The organism is Micromonospora sp. NPDC049903 (genome assembly GCF_044460945.1).
GTDB lineage: Bacteria > Actinomycetota > Actinomycetes > Mycobacteriales > Micromonosporaceae > Micromonospora.
In genome coordinates this window covers 64805-84645 of record NZ_JBITKL010000009.1, presented here as the reverse complement: position 1 = coordinate 84645, position 19841 = coordinate 64805, and the positions used below count along the sequence as shown (strand labels likewise).

General features: G+C 71.4%; 19 protein-coding genes. 8 read left to right on the top strand and 11 right to left on the bottom strand.

Features of this window, described 5'->3' with window-relative positions:
- Positions 1-86: 86 nt before the first annotated feature.
- The 9 genes from ACIBO1_RS16575 to ACIBO1_RS16535 all read right to left on the bottom strand — a co-directional run bounded on the left by ACIBO1_RS16575 (position 87) and on the right by ACIBO1_RS16535 (position 10803).
- Positions 87-1004, bottom strand: coding sequence for an ROK family protein (locus ACIBO1_RS16575; protein ID WP_396746957.1), 918 nt, complete (start codon positions 1002-1004; stop codon positions 87-89).
- Entirely contained in the window at positions 1001-2461 is a 1461-nt protein-coding gene (locus ACIBO1_RS16570) for an argininosuccinate lyase (protein ID WP_396746954.1), read from the bottom strand. Before ACIBO1_RS16570 ends, ACIBO1_RS16575 begins: the two co-directional genes overlap by 4 nt.
- 65 nt (positions 2462-2526) lie before the next feature.
- Complete coding sequence (locus tag ACIBO1_RS16565) at positions 2527-3474, bottom strand: amidohydrolase family protein (protein WP_396746951.1); 948 nt, start codon at positions 3472-3474, stop codon at positions 2527-2529.
- 2 nt (positions 3475-3476) lie between these two features.
- Positions 3477-4355: a creatininase family protein gene (locus tag ACIBO1_RS16560; RefSeq protein WP_396746948.1), complete on the bottom strand. Its 879-nt coding sequence runs from the start codon at positions 4353-4355 to the stop codon at positions 3477-3479.
- Positions 4352-6139: an ABC transporter permease gene (locus tag ACIBO1_RS16555; RefSeq protein WP_396746945.1), complete on the bottom strand. Its 1788-nt coding sequence runs from the start codon at positions 6137-6139 to the stop codon at positions 4352-4354. Before ACIBO1_RS16555 ends, ACIBO1_RS16560 begins: the two co-directional genes overlap by 4 nt.
- Positions 6136-7209, bottom strand: a complete 1074-nt coding sequence (locus ACIBO1_RS16550) for an ABC transporter ATP-binding protein (protein ID WP_396746942.1) — start codon at positions 7207-7209, stop codon at positions 6136-6138. The genes ACIBO1_RS16555 and ACIBO1_RS16550 overlap by 4 nt, the downstream gene beginning before the upstream one ends.
- A 172-nt stretch (positions 7210-7381) precedes the next feature.
- Complete coding sequence (locus ACIBO1_RS16545) at positions 7382-8425, bottom strand: extracellular solute-binding protein (protein WP_396746939.1); 1044 nt, start codon at positions 8423-8425, stop codon at positions 7382-7384.
- Positions 8426-8447: 22 nt separating this feature from the next.
- Complete coding sequence (locus tag ACIBO1_RS16540) at positions 8448-9611, bottom strand: ROK family protein (RefSeq protein ID WP_396746936.1); 1164 nt, start codon at positions 9609-9611, stop codon at positions 8448-8450.
- A 298-nt stretch (positions 9612-9909) separates the two neighbouring features.
- Positions 9910-10803, bottom strand: a complete 894-nt coding sequence (locus ACIBO1_RS16535; protein WP_396746933.1) for a LysR family transcriptional regulator — start codon at positions 10801-10803, stop codon at positions 9910-9912.
- A 135-nt stretch (positions 10804-10938) separates the two neighbouring features.
- Here ACIBO1_RS16535 and ACIBO1_RS16530 point away from each other — a divergent pair, with 135 nt between their 5' ends.
- Positions 10939-11799 carry an aldo/keto reductase gene (locus tag ACIBO1_RS16530; protein ID WP_396746930.1) on the top strand — a complete coding sequence of 287 codons (861 nt, stop codon included), beginning with the start codon at positions 10939-10941 and terminating at the stop codon, positions 11797-11799.
- 125 nt (positions 11800-11924) lie between these two features.
- Positions 11925-13811, top strand: coding sequence for a glycoside hydrolase family 5 protein (locus ACIBO1_RS16525; protein ID WP_396746927.1), 1887 nt, complete (start codon positions 11925-11927; stop codon positions 13809-13811).
- A gap of 15 nt (positions 13812-13826) precedes the next feature.
- Here ACIBO1_RS16525 and ACIBO1_RS16520 read toward each other — a convergent pair whose 3' ends face one another.
- Positions 13827-14000, bottom strand: coding sequence for a hypothetical protein (locus tag ACIBO1_RS16520; protein WP_396747306.1), 174 nt, complete (start codon positions 13998-14000; stop codon positions 13827-13829).
- Here ACIBO1_RS16520 and ACIBO1_RS16515 point away from each other — a divergent pair.
- Positions 13945-14139: a GntR family transcriptional regulator gene (locus ACIBO1_RS16515; RefSeq protein WP_396746924.1), complete on the top strand. Its 195-nt coding sequence runs from the start codon at positions 13945-13947 to the stop codon at positions 14137-14139. The genes ACIBO1_RS16520 and ACIBO1_RS16515 overlap by 56 nt on opposite strands.
- Positions 14140-14367: 228 nt before the next feature.
- Here ACIBO1_RS16515 and ACIBO1_RS16510 read toward each other — a convergent pair whose 3' ends face one another.
- On the bottom strand, positions 14368-14943 hold the full coding sequence (locus ACIBO1_RS16510; protein ID WP_396746921.1) for a DUF5872 domain-containing protein: 576 nt from the start codon (positions 14941-14943) through the stop codon (positions 14368-14370).
- Positions 14944-15043: 100 nt separating this feature from the next.
- Here ACIBO1_RS16510 and ACIBO1_RS16505 point away from each other — a divergent pair, with 100 nt between their 5' ends.
- The 5 genes from ACIBO1_RS16505 to ACIBO1_RS16485 all read left to right on the top strand — a co-directional run bounded on the left by ACIBO1_RS16505 (position 15044) and on the right by ACIBO1_RS16485 (position 19715).
- Positions 15044-15682 carry a M23 family metallopeptidase gene (locus ACIBO1_RS16505; RefSeq protein WP_396746918.1) on the top strand — a complete coding sequence of 213 codons (639 nt, stop codon included), beginning with the start codon at positions 15044-15046 and terminating at the stop codon, positions 15680-15682.
- A gap of 48 nt (positions 15683-15730) precedes the next feature.
- Complete coding sequence (locus tag ACIBO1_RS16500; RefSeq protein WP_396746915.1) at positions 15731-16192, top strand: hypothetical protein; 462 nt, start codon at positions 15731-15733, stop codon at positions 16190-16192.
- Positions 16193-16290: 98 nt separating this feature from the next.
- Positions 16291-17826, top strand: a complete 1536-nt coding sequence (locus ACIBO1_RS16495) for an ABC transporter substrate-binding protein (protein WP_396746912.1) — start codon at positions 16291-16293, stop codon at positions 17824-17826.
- Positions 17827-17844: 18 nt separating this feature from the next.
- On the top strand, positions 17845-18789 hold the full coding sequence (locus ACIBO1_RS16490) for an ABC transporter permease (RefSeq protein WP_396746909.1): 945 nt from the start codon (positions 17845-17847) through the stop codon (positions 18787-18789).
- Positions 18786-19715 (top strand): ABC transporter permease, encoded by a 930-nt coding sequence (locus tag ACIBO1_RS16485; RefSeq protein WP_396746907.1) that lies wholly within the window; start codon positions 18786-18788, stop codon positions 19713-19715. Before ACIBO1_RS16490 ends, ACIBO1_RS16485 begins: the two co-directional genes overlap by 4 nt.
- Positions 19716-19841: the final 126 nt, after the last annotated feature.

The window sequence follows — 19841 nt, the reverse complement described above, 5'->3', positions numbered from 1 at the left end:
CATCTCGCCTCACTCTCCACAAGTTAGGTGAGGCTAACCTGTGGTCGTGGCGCGGCGCCATCCGGTAGGGGGTGTCGCCCCGGCGGTCAGCCGGGGACCGCCACCGCTTCCCGGGCGAGCGTGACCGCGCCCAACAGGGCGGCGTCGTCGGCGAACCGGGACAGTACCACCTCCGGCCGATACGGCAGCACCTCGGTGAGCCGGTCGACCAGCAGTTCCCGGATCAGGGCGCTGCCGGCCACCCCGCCCACCAGCACCACCCGCTGCGGGTCCAGCAGCAGGCAACTCGTGACCAGGTGTCGGGCCAGCTCGTCGAGTCGGGCGGTCAACGCCTGCCGCTCCGGCCCCGGTCGTTCGGCCGCACCGGCGAGGGCCGCCGCGCCGCCGGAGAGGCCCAGTTCGGCGGCGAGCCCGTCCAGGGCCCGGCCGGAGAAGTCCAACTCCAGCATGGTGCCCGGCCACGGGCCGCCGGAGACCGCGTACCCGATCTCACCGGCCGCGCCCCGGTGGCCGGAGACCACCGCGCCGCCGACGGTGATCGCCGCGGCCACTCCGGTGCCCAGCCCCAGCACCAGGCCCGGGTCGGCGTCGCGTAGCGCGCCGAGCCGCAGTTCGGCCAGGGCGGCGGCGTTGAGGTCGTTGTCCACCGCCACCTCGGTGACGTCGAGCGCCTCGCGGACCGCGTCGGCCAGCCGCAGTCCCTCCCAGCCGGGGACGTTCGGCGCCAGCTCGATGCCGTCCGGCCGGATCACCCCGGGGGAGGCCACCCCGGCGGCCAGCAGCGGGCCGCCCACCTCGGCCACCAGCCGGGCGGCCAGGTGCAGCGCCCGTTGCAGCGCCTGCGGCGCACTGCGCTCGGCGTACGTGGGGACCCGCTCCCGGGCCAAGATCCGGCCCTGCCGGTCGGCGACCCCGACGGCCATCTTGGTCCCGCCGAAGTCGATGCCGAGCAGCAGCCCGTCGGTGTGCGCGCCCGACTCGGGTCGCGCCAACTGCACGCTCATCGGGCCGCCATCTCGGCGGCGACCGCGTCCAGCGCGGTGTCGGCCCGGTCGAGACGGTCGCGGACCGCCGCCAACCGCGCCCGCGCCGCGTCGAATCCGCCCCGCAGCGTCGCCACCTGGGCGCGTACCGCGGCGGCACCCGGCCCGTCGGCCTGGGCGCGGCCCAGCACCAGCTCCGGCCGGACGGCGGCGGCGATCAGGTCGTCCACGGCGGCGTCGTCGAGCCCGCCGGGCACCAGCCCCTCGGCGGCGGCCCGCACCTCGTCGGCGGTCCAGCCCTGCGGGTCACCGCCGCGTACCAGCCGACCCACCACCGAGTGCGCGGCCCGGAACGGCACACCGTGCCGGGTCAGGGCGTCGGCGGCGGCGGTCGTGGTGGCCCCGGAGGCGACGATCTCGGCCGCCGACGGCGGCGTCAACGGCGCGATCTCGGCGAGGAAGCCGCCGAGCAGGGCGAAGAACCGGTCCGCCCGGTCGTTGCTCTCCCAGAGTCGCACCTGCACGTCGGTGGTGGCGTTGTTCGAGTCCTCCCACCAGGCCGCGCCCACGTTGTTCAGCACCGAGGCGGCGTCGGCGGCGGCCTGCCCGGCGTACGAGACCAGGTGCTCCAGCAACACCGGGTTGCGCTTCTGCGGCATGATGCTGCTGCCCTGGGTGAAGTCACCGGGCGTGGTCACCCACTGCCAGCTCAGCCAGTCCATCAGGGTGCGCGCCAGCCGCGCCCCGGTGGCCAGCGCCTGGGCGTTGAGGGTGCCGACCCGCACCAGGTGGTCGGCACCGGCCACCGCCTCGTACGAGTTGGTCACCAGACCCGCGAAGCCGAGCAGCTCGGCCACCCGAGCGGGGGAGATGTCCAGGTCGGTGCCGGCGAACGCGCAGGAGCCCAACGGCGAGACGTTGAGCGCCTCGATCAGGTCGGCGTAGGCGACCGCCTCCCCGGCCAGCGCCTCGGCGTACCCGGCCAGCGCGTGCCCGATGGTGGTCGGCTGGGCCGGGCGCCGGTGCGTGTAGCCGGTGATCACCACGTCCGCGTACCGGTCCGCGGCGTCCAGCGCCACCGTGCCGGCGGCCAGCACCCGGTCGAGCACCCCGGTCAGCTGGTCGCGCAGCAGCATCCGGAACACCCCGGCGTCGAGGTCGTTGCGGCTGCGCGCCATCTGCACGTCCAGCTCCGAGGTGGGCACCCCACAGGCCGCCGCGAGGCGCTTCTCCACCAGGTAGTACGTGTCCTCGAAGGTGCCGTCGAAGGGCGGCGCGTCGGCCTGGTCGGCGCGCAGCTCGGCCAGTCCGCGCAGCAACCGGGCGCCCCGCTCGGCGGGGATCAGTCCCTGCTCGGTCAGCATCACCACGTGCGCCTGACTGGCCCGCACCATCGCCGGGAACAGGTGCCCGACGTGGTGGTCGTAGGTGGGCCGCAGGTGGTGCCGCTGGTAGGTGGTCAGCGCGGGTGTGCTCATGACGGAGTTCCTTACTTCCTCTCCAGGCCGGGTCGGCGCGGGGGCCGTCCCGGACGGTCGGCCGGTCAGTCGTCGAGCCCGAGCAGGCGCTCGGCGTTACCGGCGAAGATCGCGCGCAGATGGTCGTCGGGCAGGCCCAGCTCCCGGCAGATGCGGAGCTGGTCGTCGAGGTAGCGGGTGACGTACCCGCGAGGGAACCACGACGAGTCGCTGCCGTACACGATCCGCTGCGGGCCGATGGTCTCGTAGCAGCGCCGGAACAGGTCCTCCAGCGTCAGCTTGTACGGCATCCAGCGCACCCACTGGTTGGAGCCGGAGGTGTCGACGTGCACGTTCGGGCAGCCCCAGGCGGTGAAGAGCAGCTCCTGCACGTACTGCACGCCGAAGTGCGGCACCACCACCGGCAGCTCCGGGAACCGGCGGGCCATCCGGGCCAGCTCCTCCGGACCGCCGTGCCGACCGAAGGTGAGGCCACCGGCGCTGCCGTAGTGCCCGATGTGGATCAGCACCGGCACACCGAGCCGCTGCGCGGTGCCCCAGAGCGGATCGAGGTCCGGCCCGTCGAGCGGGCCGCGCAGCAACGGCGCGAACAGCTTCAACCCGCGCAGGCCGCGTTCGGTGACCGCCCGTTCCAGCTCGGCGGCGGCGTCCGGCGCATACGGGTCGTGGTGGGCGAAGCCGAGCAGCAGGTCCGGGTGCCGGTCGACCACGTCGGCCACCGCGTCGTTGCCGCCACCGGTGACGAACACCGCCCGGCGTACGCCGACCCGGCGCAACTCGTCGGCCCACCGGTCGGCCTCGTCCGGCCAGTGCGCGGCGGGCGGCTCCGGTTCCGGGAACGACCACGCCTGCCGCCAGGCCCGCGCGTACGGGGCGGAGGCGGCGGCGCGGGCGGCCCGTTCGGGTGCCCCGCCGGGGTGCATCCCGGCGGCTTCCTCGCAGGCGTGGATCGTCTCGTCGGCGCCGATGCGGAAGTGCAGGTGGAAGTCGACGACGTCCAGTCCCCGGTCCACGGTCACCCCTCCTCCCGAGCGAGCGTCGAATCAGCGGACGGATCGGCGGACGGCAGCGGATCGGTCGGCAGGGGATCGGCGGTGGGCGCAGCGGGTGGCGGGGCGGCGACCCAGGCGGCCACGATCTCCCGCAGCCGGGCACCGGCGATGTGCCGGACCCGCTCGCCGCTGGACACGTCGGCCAGCGAGATGTGTCCGGACCAGCCCTGCCACGGGTCGGGCCGGGACTCCACCAGCACGTACGGGTGGGCCACCGGCAGCTTCGGCTTCGGCGGCAGGTCCTCGACCGCGTCGAGGCGTACCGCGTCGGGGTCGAAGCCGAGCACGCCCGAGGTCTCGTAGGCCCCGCCGTGCCCCCGCGCGGGCAGTTCGCCGTAGATCTGCGTGGTCTCCGCCGGGGTGACCAGCTGGAACCAGTTGACCAGCAGCAGGCTGGCCTGCCGACGGCCGGAGACCCACTCCATCGCGGCCCGCGCGGTGGACATGTTGGCGTCGTGCCCGTTGACGATCAGCAGGCGGGGGAAACCGGCCGCCACGATCCCCTCGATCACGTCGGCCAGGTAGCCGACCGCGATCTCCGGGCGGATCGCCACCGTCCCCGGCCACGGACGGGTCTGCCCCGGGCAGGCCGCGTACGGCACGGCGGGGAACAGCACCCCGCGCGGGCCCTCGCCGGTCGCGCCGCTCTCGGCGGCGAACCCCTCGGCCAGGATCAGGTCGGTGCCCAGCGGCAGGTGCGGGCCGTGCCACTCCACCGCGCCGACCGGCAGCACCGCGAAGTCCGCGGCGGCGGCCACCGCCGCCAGTTCGCCACCGGGCACCCGCCCGATCGGCAGCAGGCCCGACTCCGGCCAGCTCACCGTCTCGTCGGTACGCGTCACGCCGTCCACTTCGCCGCCTCCCGGGACGCCGACCGGCCGCTCTGCAACCGACCGGAGACCACCATCACCACGAAGATCAGCGCCACCTGGAGCATGCCGTAGGCGGCGGCGGTGCCGACCTCGAACGAGTACATCCGATTGTTGATCTCGACCGAGATCGGTGCCGTCTGCGACGTGTAGATCAGCACCGAGGCGACGAACTCGCCGACGCCGTTGACGAAGGCCAGCAGCGCGCCGGCCGCCACCCCGGGGATCATCAGCCGCAGGGTGACCGTGCCGAACGCCCGCCACCACGAGGCGCCCAGGTTGCGGGCCGCCTCCTCCAACGAGGGGTCGATCTGCGCCAGCGTGGCCGAACTGGACCGGAACACCAGCGGCAGGAACCGCACGAAGTACGCCAGCGGCATGATCCAGAAGGTGCCGATCAGCACCTGCCCGAAGCTGAACGCGTTGCCGGTGCTGAACGCCGAGATCAGGTTGATCGCCACCACCGTGCCGGGCAGCGCCCAGGCCAGCATGACCGCCACGTCCAGCAGCGCCCGACCCCGGAAGTCCAACCGCCGCACGGCGTACGCGATGAGCACGCCGACCACCACACAGGCGACCGTGGCGATCAGGCTCATCTGCAACGAGTTGAGGATCGGCTGGAACGCCCTCGGGTCGGAGAAGATGGTGACGAAGTTCTGCCAGGTGTACGCCGACGGGATCACCTCGGTCGTCCACGACCCGTCCTCGGAGAACGCCACCAGGCCGATCGTGCCCACCGGCGCCAGCAGCACCACCGTGGCCAGGATCGAGGCGGCCAACGCGGCCCACTTGCCGAACGGGTTGGTGATCTCCCGCCGGTGCGCGGCGACGCCCTTGGACTGCGAGCGGTAACTGCGCCGCCCCTCGTACCAGCGCATGCCGAGCAGGAACAGGATCGACACCACCGCCAGCACCGAGGCGTACGTGGAGGCCATCGGCAGGTCGCCGTTGGTGCGGTTGATGTAGATCTGCATGGTCATCGTGCGGTCCACCCCGAACAGCAGCGGAGCGGTGTACGACGCCAGCGAGGTCATGAACACCAGCAGCGAGGCCGAGACCAGCGCCGGGGTGAGCATCGGCAGCAGCACGGTCCGCCACACTCGGACCCGACCGGCGCCCAGGTTGTAGGCGGCCTCCTCCACCGACGGGTCCATCCCGGCCAGGGCGGCCGAGGCGGCGAGATAGAAGAACGGGTACATGGTGAAGGTGTGCACCACCAGCACACCGGCGATGCCGGTGAACGGCAGCACCGGGCTCTCGGTGCCGAACAGTTGCTGGAGCCCGCGCGGCAGGATGCCGGTCTCGCTGTAGAGCAACTGGAACGAGATGGCGCCGATCAGCGGCGGCAACGCGGCCGGCACCAGGATGATCGCCTCGATCAGCCGGCGGCCGGGGAACTGGAAGCGCTTGAGCAGGAACGCCATCGCCACGCCGACGATCCCGCAGAGCAGCACGCTGGCCGCCGAGATGCCCAGCGAGGTGAGCAGCGACGAGCGGGCCACACCCTCGCCGCGCAGGAACTCGGTGTAGTTGGCCACCCCGTCCACCCCGACGCTCTCGGCGAAGGTGGCGAACATCGGCTGGACCACGTACCCGAACAGGATCAGCGCCAGCGGGAACACCAGCGCGTACGGGAACCAGCGGGAACTGGCGCCACCGGCGAAGCGCCCGCCCAGCCGGGGACGGCGACCCCGTCCGGGCGGGGTCGGGTCCTCGGTGATCGGCGGGACGGTGGCGGCGCTCGGTGCGGCCGTCACGGGTGCACCACCCACATGCGTTCGCGGTTGAGCCGCAGCCCGATCTGGTCGCCGACGGCGATGCCGGACGGTACGTCGATGGCGGCCACCTGCACCGACTCGCCGGCCACCTCGATCACCAGGTTGGTGGCCATGCCGGTGAACTCCAGCTCGGTCACCCGGCCGGGCAGCGCGCCCGTCTCGGTGACCGAGGTGAGGCCGATGTGCTCCGGGCGTACCGAGACCAGCGCGCTCTCGCCGGGACGCAGGCCGTGCCCGACCGGCGCGGCCACCACGATCTCGGTGCCGTCCGGGCGGCCGACGGTGACCGTCTCGTCGGTGACCGCCGTGACCGGCAGCGACAGCACGTTGCTGCGGCCGATGAAGCGAGCCACGAAGGCGTTCGCCGGCCGGTGGTAGATCTCCTGCGGGGCGCCGATCTGCTGCACCCGGCCGGACTCCATCACCGCGATCCGGTCCGACATGGCCATCGCCTCGGCCTGGTCGTGGGTGACGTAGATGGCGGTGGTGCCGCTCTCCTTCTGGATGCGGCGGATCTCGGTGCGGGTCTCCTCGCGCAGCTTCGCGTCGAGGTTGGACAGCGGCTCGTCGAGCAGCAGCGTACGCGGGCGGATGACCAGGGCCCGGGCCAGCGCCACACGCTGCTGCTGACCGCCGGAGAGCTGGTCGATGCGCCGCTCGCCGTACCCGCCTAGGTGCACCTCGCCCAGCGCCTCCTCGACGCGTCGCCGGGACTCGGCCCGCCCCACCTTGCGGATCTTCAGCCCGTACGCGACGTTCTGCGCCACTGACATGTGCGGGAACAGCGCGTAGTTCTGGAACACCATGCCGGTGTCACGCTTGTTCGGTGGCCGGCGGGTCACGTCCTCGGTGCCGAAGCGGATCCGGCCGGAGGTCGGGAAGTAGAACCCGGCCACCATGCGCAGGGTGGTGGTCTTGCCGCAGCCGCTCGGGCCGAGCAGGGTGAAGAACTCACCGGCGGCGATGCTGATGTCGACATCGTCGACGGCCGCGGTGTCGCCGGCACGGGCGAATCGCTTGCTCACCGACTCCAGCGTGACATCGATCATGATGTCCTCCTTCTCGTGCTGCCGGTCGTAGGTAAGGAAGGTGCTGCCGGCCAGCGATGTTAGGAAGGGACCCTTCCTAACGTCTCCGGTATAGGAAGGGTCCCTTCCTAACATCGGTCGGCCGGGCGGCGACCGGGCCGGGTACGCGTACCCGGCCCGGCAACCGACGCGGTCAGCCCTTGTTCTTGATCTGGCTGTTCCAGTGGTTGATCCACTCGGTCTCGTGCTCGGCGATCACGTTCCAGTCGACGTTCATCGGGCGCAGGTCGAGCTGGGACAGCCACTCCGGCTGGTCGGCGATCTCGATGGCGGGGATCTGGAAGAAGTCCTTGGCCAGGTCGGCCCGGAGCGCGTCGTCGAAGAGGAACTCGATGAACTTCTGCGCGCCCTCGGAGTTGCCGCCCTTGACCGCGGCGAGGCCGTCGACCAGGACCGGCGCACCGGAGGTGGGCATCACGTAGCCGAAGGGCATGTTCGACTGGTTGGCCTGCAACAGCACGTCCTGCAGGTTCCAGGCGCTGAGCGTGCCCTGCTGGCGGGAGAGCTTCAGGTACAGGTCGGCCGGGTTGGCCGCGTACGAGCCGGTGTTGGCGTCGAGGCGCTTGAGCCAGTCGTACCCGGGCTGCGGGTTGCTGCCGTCGGGGGAGAGGCGCTGGATCATCGAGGCGTAGATCGACCGCATGGTGCCGGACGCGGCCACGTCCCGGATGATGATCTTGTCTTTCCACTGCGGGTCGAGCAGGTCGTCCCAGTCCTTCGGGGCCTGCTCCGGCGTCAGCGCCGCGTTGTTGTACATGATGACCTCGGGCAGCAGGATCTCCCCGAACCAGCGGCCCTCGGCGTCCTTGTACTGCGCGTCCATGTTCCCGGCGAACGACGGCTGCCAGGAGGCCAGCAGGTCCTCGGCCGCGCCGGCCGACAGACCCTGCTGGGTGCCGCCCCACCAGACGTCGGCCTGCGGGTTGGCCTTCTCGGCGCGGACCCGCTCCAGGATCTCCTGGGCGCCGATGTTGAGGATCTCGACCTTGCCCTGGTACTCGGGGTACTTCTCGGTGAACTTCTCCACCACGAAGTCCGTGACCTTCTTGTCCCGGGCGGTGTAGATGGTGAGCTGCTGGACGTCACCGGCCGCGTCGTCCGAGCCGCCACCGCCGCAGGCGGTGCCGACGGCGAGCACGCTGGCGAGCGCCCCGGCCAGGAAAAGTCGTCGTTTCATGAGGTACCTCCGAGGGAAGGGATCAAGGGGTGGGTAGGAGTTGGGGTGTGCCGGCCGCCGCGGCGGCGAGGGCGTAACTGACCGCACCGTGCAGCACCGCGCGGTCGCCGAGGACCGCCCGGCGTACCTCGGTGGCGGCGGGCGCGGAGGCGTCGACGAGCGTCTGGAGCCGCGCCACGGCGTCGTCGTCGAGCTGGGTGGCGGCACCGCTGAGCAGGACCCGGCCCGGGTCGATCACGCAGGCGCAGGAGACGATCAGCCGGGACCAGGCGGTCAACACCTCATCGAGGTACGCGGCCGCGCGCGCGTCGGTGCCGGCCAGCTCGACCAGGGCGGCCACCGGTGCGTCCGGCCGCCGGCCGGGGGCGAGCGCGACGACTCGTTCGGCGACGGCGTTCTCCGACCACCGGGCCTCGAACGGGCCGATCCCGTCGTGTCCCTGGTCGCTCGGATCCAGCGGCAGGAAGCCCACCTCGCCGGCCGCACCACCGGCACCCCGACGGACCTGCCCGTCCAGGACCAGTCCGGCGCCGATGCCGTCGGCGACGTGCAGCAGCAGCAGGTCGGCCACGTCGCTGCCGGCCCCGGCGGCGTGCTCACCGGCCGCCATCAGGTTGACGTCGTTGTCCACCACGACCGGCACGCCGAGGTGGCGTTGCACCGATTCGCCTATCTCCCGGCCTTCGACCAGCCCCACCGAGGGGGCGAGCCGGACCGTGCCGCCCGAGGAGACGCCCGGCGCGGCGATCGCGACCCCGCGCAGCGCGGGCAGCCCGTCGCCGGCCAGTTCGGGTACGGAGCGGCAGATGGTCTCGACGATGTCGCCGGCGAGCCGGACCGCCCGGTGGGCGATGACGGTGCCGTCGCTGTCGGCGATCTCGCAGCTGATCCGGGTGGGCTCCAGCGACACCGCGGCGACCAGTTCGGCACGCGGGTTGAACTCCAGCATGGCCCGGGGGCGACCGGCCCGGGAGGTGCCCGGGCCGCGTTCGAGCAGGTAGCCCTCGGCGATCAGCTCGCGGACGAGGGGAGTGAGCGTGGCGGGGCTCAACCCGGTCAGCTCGGTCAGCTCGGCACGGGAGAGCAGCCGAACCTGGCGGGCGGTGGAGATCACCGAGAAGCGCTTGATCTCCTTCGACCGCTCCCGGCTCACCGGGCTCGTTGGTGGCGTCACCACGTCAGTCACACTTCCTTCCTACGGCGAACGAACTATTGCGTCAAGTAACGAGTTGGTCTCGGGCGCTCGGCGACACCGCTCTGAGCTGGCCAGATGTCCGATTCGTGGAGGTGGTTCGAGGGGTGCTGGGGCGGGTGCTGCCGCGCCGAGTAGGCGGAGATTATTTATTCCGCGTACAAACGAAGCGGGGTGCGGCATCCGGTCGTCCTGGTGTCGTCAGGCGTGACCATCCAGTGTGTACGGACCGGTTCGGTGGCGTGCGCCGGGTCGGCGCGCGAGACGTACCGCCGTGCCGACCCGGCGTCGGTCAGGCCGGACGGCTCGTCGCGGCGGCCCGGATGCCCTCGAGACCGAGCAGCGCCGTCGCGGCGGTGCTGGGATGCCGGCCGCCCGCGGTCGCCACGGCGAGCTGCCAGTGCGGCGGGTCGGTGAGCGGCACGAAGCGCGCGGCGGTCCGCTTGCCCCGGAACACCTGGGGTACGACGGCGACGCCGAGCCCGTGACCGACCAGGTCGAGCAACCAGTGCACGTCGTTGACCTCGAACGCGACCCGCCGCTCCACCCCGGCGGCGGCCATCGCCTGGTCGACGGCGTCGCGGCTGATCCAGCCGGTGGAGAAGTCGACGAAGGTCTCGCCCGGCAGTTCGCGCAGGTCGACTGCGGTGCGGTCGCGCAGCGGATGCGTGGGCCCGCAGGCCAGCACCAGCGGCTCGGCCCGGAACGGGGCCAACACGACGCCGGGCACCACGCTCGCGGGCGCGGAGACGAACGCCAGGTCGAGGTCGCCGGTGCGGACCCGTTCGATCAGGTCGGGTGAGCCGCCCTGACGCAGCCGGATCTCGACGCCCGGGTGGGCGGCGTGGAAGCGGGACAACGTCGCCGCGAGGTCGACCGCGCCGAGGCACTGCAACGTGCCGATGGCCAGCGTGCCGCGCAGCAGCCCGCGTACGGCGGCGACCGCGTCCTTGGCGGCGGCCACGTTGGCCAGGGCGTGCCGGGCCTGGGTGAGCAGCGCCCGCCCCTCGTCGGTCAGCTCCACGCTGCGGGTGTTGCGGACGAAGAGGCTGGCGCCCAGCTCACGCTCCAGCGAGCGGATGGAGGTGGAGAGGCCGGACTGCGCCACGTGCAGCCGCTCGGCGGCGCGGGTGAAGTGCCGTTCCTCGGCGACCGCCACGAAGTACTCGAGCTGGCGCAGCTCCACGATTCATCACCGTCACCGATTGCCGGAATCAGATTCTTCTGTTGGACAGCTTAGCTATCGGGGTAGAAGGTGGAATCCGGGCGTTGCGGGCCACCGCCCGCCCGCCGAACCGCACCGCTTCGAGGAGGAGCCTGTATGCAGACCCGCCGTATCGGTGACGTCGCCGTCGGCGCGATCGGCCTCGGCGCCATGCCGATGTCGATCGAGGGCCGTCCCGACGAACAGCGCTCGATCGCCACGATCCATGCCGCGCTGGACGCCGGGGTCACGCTGATCGACACCGCGGACGCCTACCACCTGGGCCCCGCCGACGCCGGTCACAACGAGTCGTTGATCGCCAGTGCCGTGGCAAGCTACGGCGGCGACCCGTCCGACGTGCTGATCGCCACGAAGGGCGGCCACGTACGCCCCGGCGACGGCCTCTGGACGCTGAACGGCAGGCCCGAGCACCTCAGGGACGCCGTCGAGGCGTCGCTCAAGCGGCTCGGGGTCGAGGCGATCGGCCTCTACCAGTTCCACCGCCCCGACCCGAACACCCCGTACGCGGACTCCATCGGCGCGTTGCGGGACCTGCTCGACGCCGGCAAGATCCGGATGGCCGGCATCTCCAACGCCGACCCCGACCAGATCAGGCAGGCCAAGGAGATCCTCGGCGGTCGACTGGTCAGCGTGCAGAACCAGTTCTCGCCCGCCTTCCGGTCCAGCGAACCGGAGCTCGCGCTCTGCGCCGAACTCGGCATCGCGTTCCTGCCCTGGAGTCCGCTCGGCGGCATCTCCAACGCCGCCGAGCTGGGGTCACGGTTCGCGGTCTTCGCCGAGGTCGCCCGGGAGCGTGGGGTCAGCCCGCAGCAGGTCTGCCTGGCCTGGATGCTGGCGAAGGCGCCCACGGTCATCCCGATCCCCGGCTCGTCGCGCCCGGAGACGATCCGGGACTCCGTCGGCGCGGCCGACCTGGAACTCTCGGCCGAGGAACTGGCCCGACTCGACCCGGCCTGACCCCACCGGCACCCGCGAGCCCCGTCCTCCGGCATCGGCGTGGAGGACGGGGGTCGCGGCCGGTGCGCGCCCGTCATCGACCGTCTACTATCTACGGTGATCAGGTCGGCGTCGAGGAGGTCGCCATGCGCAGGTCGATGCCGTCTCTCGTCGCCGTGTCCGGTCTGCTGGCCGGGTCCCTCCTGGCGGTCACGCCGACCACCGCAGGCAGCGCCCGCGCGTCCACGTCGGCGGGCAGCGCTCTCGCGGCCTCCTGGACCGGCCCGTTGAGCACCCGGGGGCGGTACGTGGTCGATGCCCACGGCAACCGCTTCAAGCTCAGGTCCGGCAACTGGCACGGCGCCAGCGGCACCTGGACCGGCAGCGGCGACCGCGCCGACCCGGCCACCCACCACGCCGGGGAGATGGCCGACCAGGTCCCGATCGGCCTGGACCGGGCCCCGATGGCCGAGATCGTCGCCGGCTTCCACGAACTCGGCCTCAACAGCATCCGCCTGCCGTTCTCCAACGAGATGATCCGCGACACCCGGCCGGTGCCGGACGCCGCCGTCCGCGCCAACCCGCAGCTGCGCGGCCGGACCCCGCTCCAGGTGTACGACGAGGCGGTCCGGGCGCTGACCGCCGAGGGATTCGCGGTCATCCTCAACAACCACACCAACACCTCGCGCTGGTGCTGTGGCGTCGACGGCAACGAACGCTGGAACGCGAGCCAGAGCACCGCCCAGTGGGAACAGGACTGGCTCCTGATGGCCCGCCGGTACGCCGGCAACCCCCGGGTCGTCGGCGCCGACCTCTACAACGAGGTACGCCGCACCATCCTCGACGATCCGAACTGGGGACTCGGCGACCGGCACGACTGGCACGCCGCCGCCCAGCGCGCCGGTGACCGGATCCTCACCGAGGCCAACCCCGACCTCCTGATCATCGTGGAGGGCATCAACTGGTACGGCCTGCCGGTGGACGGGTTCCCGCACGGGCGCCCCACCCTCGAACCGGTCGGCCGGCTCTCGCACACCCTCGTGCGCTCCCACAAACTGGTCTACTCGGCGCACTTCTACGGCTACACCGGCCCGAACCACAGCGGCGCGACCGGCATCGGCGAGACCAGCGACCCCCGATACCAGGACCTCACCCGTGACCAGCTCGTCCAGACCGTCCGGCGGCAGGCGACGTACGTGGCGCTCGACGCCGACCGGCACTTCACCGCACCGGTCTGGATCAGCGAGTTCGGCGTGGGTGGCCGGGACAACACCAACCAGCGTTCCCGCGACTGGTTCCACCACTTCGTCGACTACCTGATCGCCACCGACGCCGACTTCGCGTACTGGCCCCTGGTCGGCTGGCACGACAACCGGCGCGGCAACGGCTGGGCGCTGCTGCACTGGGAGGCCGCCGGCCACCGGATGGGCCTGTACGACGGCGACGACTGGCGGGCCGACGCGTGGCGTCGCCTGGTCACCGGTGGCCGCACCGGTCCGGTCGCCCCAGTGCGGGATTGGTCGATGCTGACCCTCGACCACGCCGACCTGAACCAGTCGGTGCGGATGCGCGCCGTACCGGACTGGGACTCCGGCGCCCGCAAGGCGGTCTGTCCCGACGACCAGCGGCTGATCGGCCTGAGCCGTACCGGAAACCGGGGCCTGTGCACCGACGCCCCGGACACCGGGGGCCACGTCGTGGTCCGCGACGAGTCGTACGTGGACGTCGACTGGGCCTCCGGCTTCACCAAGCTGCAATGCCCGCCGCACAAGACCGTCGTCGGGTACGCCGTCCGTGGCGCCAACCTGTCCTCGGTGCTCTGCCGCGACGCGGGCACCACCGTCGCCGGCACCCGCCGAACGGTCTGGTTCGACCGTGGCGACAACCGGCCGGCCGGCAACCCGGGCGGCGACTTCGCCAACGGCCACCACAAGGGGCAGTGCGCCGTAGGTGAACACCTCGTCGGAGTCGCCTACCGCGCCTGGATCTGGTCACCCGGCAAGGAACCCGACGCCCTGCTGTGCCGTAGCTGACCGGAGGTTCGCGGCTCAGCTCACCCCGAGGACGACGGCCAGCGAGACCACCGTCGCGGGCGCGCCGGGGTGGCGGATCGTGTCGGCGAGTACGTCCCGAGCTGCGGGCCGGTGGCGTACCTCAGCCGACGCGGTGCGATCTGCGTCGAGCAGCACCGGTGTCGCTCCCGGCGAGAAGCTGCCGTCCACGCGTCAACTTGCCGAGCAACACGACGTGCACATCTCCACGATCAGCCGTGTCATGTCGCTGCTCAAGGACAGAGAGCTGGTGGAGGGGCATCCCGGGAAGGGCGTGTATGTCGCCGAGTCGGATCGCAAATCCGAGTAGCGATCCCCACTGCGCTCCGTCCACGCCGGCACAGCGCTAGGTGGGTAGATTTGTTGTCGCTCCAGCAGCAACAAATCTACCCACCCTCACCGGCTCGCCTCGCGCCGCGCGCCGACTCCCTCGCCCTGAGCCGGCGAGATGTTAGGAAGGGTCCCCTGCTATGCACCAGGCGATAGCAGGGGACCCTTCCTTGCACGCACCAATGCGCGCCCGAGGCGCCAGCGCGCATCAGCGGCGGTCTAGTTCCGACTGGAGGCGTTGCAGGAGCGTCTTGCGGGCCTTGCCGCCGCGTTCGCGTCGCAGCGCCGCCCGGAGCTGGTTCTTGTCCAGGCCGGGTACGAGTCGACTGGCCTCGGGAACCGTCAGCTCGGTGAGCCGCTCGGCCGAGGTGGCGGCCCGGCCGCGTGGGGAGGTCGTCTCCTTGCGGGCGCGTTTGGCCGGGCCGGTGTTGGCGACGAACTGCCGACCGGTACGCGACGCCCGTCGCTTCTTGGTGTCGGTGTCGCGCTTCTGCTCGTCCGAGAGCTTCTCCCACGCCTTCTTCGGCAGGTAGCGGGCCGTTTCGTCACCTTTGCGAGCCCGGGTGGAGCCGGTGCTGGTCTGCCACTTCTCCGCACCCCAGCGCTCCAACGACCGCTGCCGTGAGTCCTTCGGCCCCAGGAAGCCGCCGCCGCGCCGCTCGTACTCCTTGGTGAGCAGTTGCGACTTGCGGGCCGACCACTGACCGGGTCGGCCGCCCCGGTCGGAGGCCATGATCTCGGCCTTGATCTGCTCCCGGAGTTCCGGTTTCGTGTACCGCGCCATGCCGGGTCGTTACCCGAACCCGGCCCTGGTGAACGTGGCCGTCGGGGTCCGGTCCCGGCGGCGGCGGGGCCACTCGCCGGCCTCTGCCATGCTTGGCAGGGTGACGACCGGCCATCCCCGCACCCATCGTCGTACCCGCCGCCCCTGGCGACTCCTGCTCGCGCTCGGTGCCGTCGCGGCCCTGGGCGCGGTCGCCTACGTGGTGGTGCCGCAACTGCTGCCGCCGGGGCCGCGTCCGCTGTTCCAGATGCCCGTGGGCTGCGGCGAGACGTGGCAGGTGGGCACCTACCCCGGCCACGGCGAGTACGACGTCGACTTCTTCCCCCTCCAGGGTGAGCAGTGGGGGCAGCCGGTGCTCGCCTCGTACGCGGGCACCGTCACGGTGTCCGGCATCAACGGGTCGCTGGGTGGGCGTACCCCGGAGAACCCGGAGGGTCCTCGGGGCCGGGGCGGCGGCTACTGGGTCAAGATCGACCACGGCGGGCGGTGGGAGACGCAGTACCTGCACCTGCTCGAACCACCGTTGGTCGAGGAGGGGCAGCGGGTCGCCCAGGGCGAGCAGATCGGGCGGATCGGCAGCACCGGCAACTCGGGCGCCCCGCACCTGCACTACGAGCAGCGGGTGGGCTGGCAGAAGGTGGAGACCTGGTTCGACGGCGTGCCGTCCGGCATCACCAGCGACGACGCCGAGTACACGATGAAGCTGACCAGCAACAACTGCCCCGACGGGCAGCCCTGACGGAGCTGCGAGGGCGGCCGTGTCGGACCCCTCTGCTGAGATACCGGCATGGGTGTTCTGTACGACTACTTCCGCGCGGCCGACGACGCCGCTGCGGTCACGCTGATGGTGGAGATCGACGGTGGGCCGGTCGTCGTGGCCGACGGGCGGCCCGGCGTCGACGCGATCGACTGCAAGGGCATCGACCCGTCGGTGACGCTGGCGGAGTTGGTGGCTCTCGTGCGCGGTGAGGCGGACGCCGACGACCTGGTGAAGGACCGGCTGGTGTGGAGCGGAGCCGAGGACGGCCCCTGGTTGACCGCGCTCGACGACGCGACCCGGGACACGCTGGCGTCGATCACTGCCGAGCAGACGCCCGAGCTGTCCGCGCAATGGGGACGCAGCGAGGAACTCGCCTGGGACGGGCCGCTCCCCGACGACCAGATGCAGCCGGTGATCGAGGAGGTCAGCGCGCTCGCCCGAAGGGCCCGGGACGCCGACGAACACCTCTACTGCTGGTCCTGCCTCTGATCCCGCCGCCGTTCGCGTCCTGCCGTCACGGCCGTTTGCGGTTAGCGTGAGGTTCAAGGACATCTTTCAGTAGCCGGGAAAGAATCCAGGGGAGGACCATGTCCAGCACCAGATTCCGGTTGGCCGGCGCCACCTTCACCCTGATGCTCGTCGCGGTCGCGGGCTGCACCACGGGCGAGGGAGTCGACGTCGACGGGGCCGACGGGGCGAGCGCGGGCGGTGTCCTCAACGCCGCCATCGGCGGTGAGCCCGACCAGCTCGACCCGCACAAGACCTCCGCCTACTACAGCTTCCAGGTCCTGGAGAACGTCTACGACACCCTGGTCGAGCCGGACGCGAACCTGGAGATGCAGCCCGCGCTGGCCACCGAGTGGACCACCAGCGACGACCAGCTCACGTGGACGTTCACCCTCCGCGAGGGCGTCAAGTTCTCCGACGGGTCACCGCTGACCGCCGAGGACGTCGTCTACTCGTACACCCGGATCATCGACGAGAAGCTGAACACCGCGTACAAGTTCTCCACCGTCAAGTCGGTGACCGCGCCCGACCCCACCACGGTGGTCGTCGCGCTGACCGCGCCCACCCCGAACCTGCTCGCCAACCTGGGCGGCTTCAAGGGCGTGGCGATCGTGCAGAAGGCCAACATCGAGTCCGGTGAGGTGACCACCAAACCGGTCGGCAGCGGCCCGTTCGCGATCGGTTCCTACCGCAGCGGCGACAGCATCCGGCTGGTCCGCAACGAGAACTACTGGGGCGAGAAGCCCAAGGTGGACGGGGTCACCTTCACCTTCGTCAGCGATCCCACCGTGGCCCTGCAGAACCTGCGCGGCGGCGAGGTCCACTGGACCGACAACCTGCCCCCGCAGCAGGTGCCCGCGCTGCTCGACGCCGACGACCTGACGGTGCGTTCGGTGCCGTCCACCGACTACTGGTACCTCGCCCTCAACCAGGCCCGTAAGCCGTACGACAACGTCGCCGTGCGCCGGGCGATCGCGTTCGCCCTGGACCGGGAGGCGATCACCAAGGCCGCCAAGTTCGGGCTGGCCACCGTCAATCAGACCGCCATCCCGCAGAACAGCGCCTACCACTACGAGTACGCGCCGTACACGCACGATGTGAACCAGGCCCGGCAACTGCTGGACCAGGCCGGTGTCAGCGGGCTGACCCTGGACCTGATGGTCACCACCGAGTATCCGGAGACCGTCACCGCCGCCCAGGTGATCGCCTCGCAGTTGGCGGAGATCGGCGTCACCGTCAAGATCCGTACGCTGGACTTCGCGCAGTGGCTCGACGAGCAGGGCAACGGCAACTTCGACGCGTTCATGCTCGGCTGGCTGGGCAACATCGACCCGGACGAGTTCTACTACGCCCAGCACCACAGTGGCGGCACCTTCAACTTCCACAAGTACGCCAACCCCACCGTGGACCGGCTGCTCGACCAGGCCCGCACCGAGACCGACCAGGGCGTCCGCAAGCAGCGGTACGAGCAGGTGGCCAAGCAGATCGTCGACGACGCCAGCTACATCTACCTCTACAACCCGGACGTGGCGCAGGGCTGGTCCAGCGGTCTGACCGGCTACGAGGTACGCACCGACCGGGCGATCCGGTTCCGCGACGCGGCGTTGGCGAAGTGACCGGGGCGGGGACCGCAGGTGGCCCGCTTCGTGATCCGCCGGCTGGTGCAGTCCGGTGTCGTGCTGATCGGCGTGACACTCGTGGTGTTCCTGCTGATCCAACTGGTGCCGGGTGACCCGGTACGCGTCGCCCTCGGCACCCGGTTCGACCAGGAGACGTACGAGGCGCTGCGGGCCCGGTCCGGGCTGGATAAGCCGCTGGTCCCGCAGTACTTCGACTACCTCTTCCGGGCGCTGACCGGCGATCTGGGCGTCAGCTTCCGCAGCGGTCGGCCGGTCACCGCGATCCTGCTGGAACGGCTGCCGGCGACACTGTCGCTGGCGCTCACCGCGGTGCTGTTCGCGGTGCTCGTGGCGTTCCCGCTCGGGATCGTCTCGGCCATCCGCAGCGGTTCGCTGGTCGACCACGCGGTACGCGTGTTCAGCCAGTTCGGGGTCTCGGTGCCCGACTTCTGGATGGGCATCATGGGCATCCTGCTCTTCGCCGGGGTGCTCGGATGGCTCCCGCCGTCGGGGTACGTCGCGCTGACCGAGGACCCGGTCCGGTGGGCCTCTCACGTGGCGCTGCCGGCCGCCACGATCGGCCTGGTCACCGCCTCGATCCTGACCCGCTTCATCCGTTCCTCGATGCTGGAGGTGCTCTCCGAGGACTACGTCCGCACCGCCGAGGCGAAGGGGCTACGCGCGCGGGTGGTGGTGCTGCGGCACGTCCTGCGCAACGCGCTCATCCCGGTGGTGACCGTGGTGGCGGTGCAACTGGCCAGCCTGCTCGGCGGTGTGATCGTGATCGAGGTGCTGTTCGCCTGGCCCGGCATCGGCCGGCTCACCTTCGACGCGGTCCGGGCCCGGGACTACCCGGTGCTGCAAGGCGCGGTGCTGCTGGTCGCGGCCCTGTTCCTGCTGGTCAACCTGCTGGTGGACGTCCTCTACGCCCGCCTCGACCCGAGGATCAGGGTCCGATGAGCGGCCGGCTCGGACGACTCGTCCCGCCCTGGGCCGGCGTCCGCCCGCGAGGCGGCGGCGACGGGCAGGTACGCCGCGCGCTGTCGGCGCTGTGGCGCGACCCGCTGGCCCTGAGCGGCAGCGCGGTGCTCGTACTGCTGGTCGTGGTGGGGGTGGCCGGTCCCTGGCTGGCGCCGTCGGGCGTCAACGAGGTGGACACCGACCGGATGCTCCAGCCGCCGAGCTGGTCGCACCCGTTCGGCACCGACGAGCTTGGCCGCGACGTGCTCAGCCGGGTCATGATCGCGGCCCGGGTCTCGCTCCAGGTCGGGTTGGTCAGCGTCGGCATCGCCCTGGCCGTCGGGGTGACCCTCGGGCTGCTCGCCGGTTACTACGGCGGCTGGCTGGACAACATCCTGATGCGCTGCATGGACGTGCTGTTCGCGTTCCCGGTGCTGCTGCTCGCGGTGGCGATCGTGGCCGTGCTCGGCCCCGGGCTGCTCACCGCGATGATCGCGATCGGGGTGGTCTACACGCCGATCTTCGCCCGGGTCACCCGAGCCGGGGTGCTCTCGGTGCGCGAGCAGGTCTTCGTCCGGGCGGCGGTCTCCATCGGCGCGTCGGACCTGCGCATCATGGGTCAGCACGTGCTGCCGAACATCGCGGCGCCGCTGATCGTGCAGACCTCGCTGTCGCTAGCCTTCGCGATCCTCTCCGAAGCGGCGCTCTCCTTCCTCGGTCTCGGCGTGCAACCGCCGGAACCGGCCTGGGGCCGGATGCTCGACGACGGCCGGGAGTTCGTCACCGACGCGTGGTGGCTGGGCGTCTTCCCGGGGGCCGCCATCTTCCTCACCGTCCTGGCGTTCAACCTGGTCGGCGACGCGCTACGGGACGTGCTCGACCCCCGCCAGCTCACCGTCGCCGAGGCCCGAAGGAGCACGTCATGAGCGAGCGTCAGCGAGTGAATCATCAGGTTCAGCGCGGTGGTGCCTCATGGCGGCGCGGAGCGCAGCGGAGTGCCGGCATGAGCGAGCGGAGTGAGCGAATCATCAGGTTCAGCGCGGTGGTGCCTC

Coding starts and splice junctions, on each gene's coding strand:
- ACIBO1_RS16575 (WP_396746957.1), bottom strand. CDS start 1,004: ATGAGCGTGCAGTTGGCGCGACCCGAGTCGGGCGCGCACACCGACGGG.
- ACIBO1_RS16570 (WP_396746954.1), bottom strand. CDS start 2,461: ATGAGCACACCCGCGCTGACCACCTACCAGCGGCACCACCTGCGGCCC.
- ACIBO1_RS16550 (WP_396746942.1), bottom strand. CDS start 7,209: ATGATCGATGTCACGCTGGAGTCGGTGAGCAAGCGATTCGCCCGTGCC.
- ACIBO1_RS16545 (WP_396746939.1), bottom strand. CDS start 8,425: ATGAAACGACGACTTTTCCTGGCCGGGGCGCTCGCCAGCGTGCTCGCC.
- ACIBO1_RS16530 (WP_396746930.1), top strand. CDS start 10,939: ATGCAGACCCGCCGTATCGGTGACGTCGCCGTCGGCGCGATCGGCCTC.
- ACIBO1_RS16525 (WP_396746927.1), top strand. CDS start 11,925: ATGCGCAGGTCGATGCCGTCTCTCGTCGCCGTGTCCGGTCTGCTGGCC.
- ACIBO1_RS16510 (WP_396746921.1), bottom strand. CDS start 14,943: ATGGCGCGGTACACGAAACCGGAACTCCGGGAGCAGATCAAGGCCGAG.
- ACIBO1_RS16500 (WP_396746915.1), top strand. CDS start 15,731: ATGGGTGTTCTGTACGACTACTTCCGCGCGGCCGACGACGCCGCTGCG.
- ACIBO1_RS16495 (WP_396746912.1), top strand. CDS start 16,291: ATGTCCAGCACCAGATTCCGGTTGGCCGGCGCCACCTTCACCCTGATG.
- ACIBO1_RS16485 (WP_396746907.1), top strand. CDS start 18,786: ATGAGCGGCCGGCTCGGACGACTCGTCCCGCCCTGGGCCGGCGTCCGC.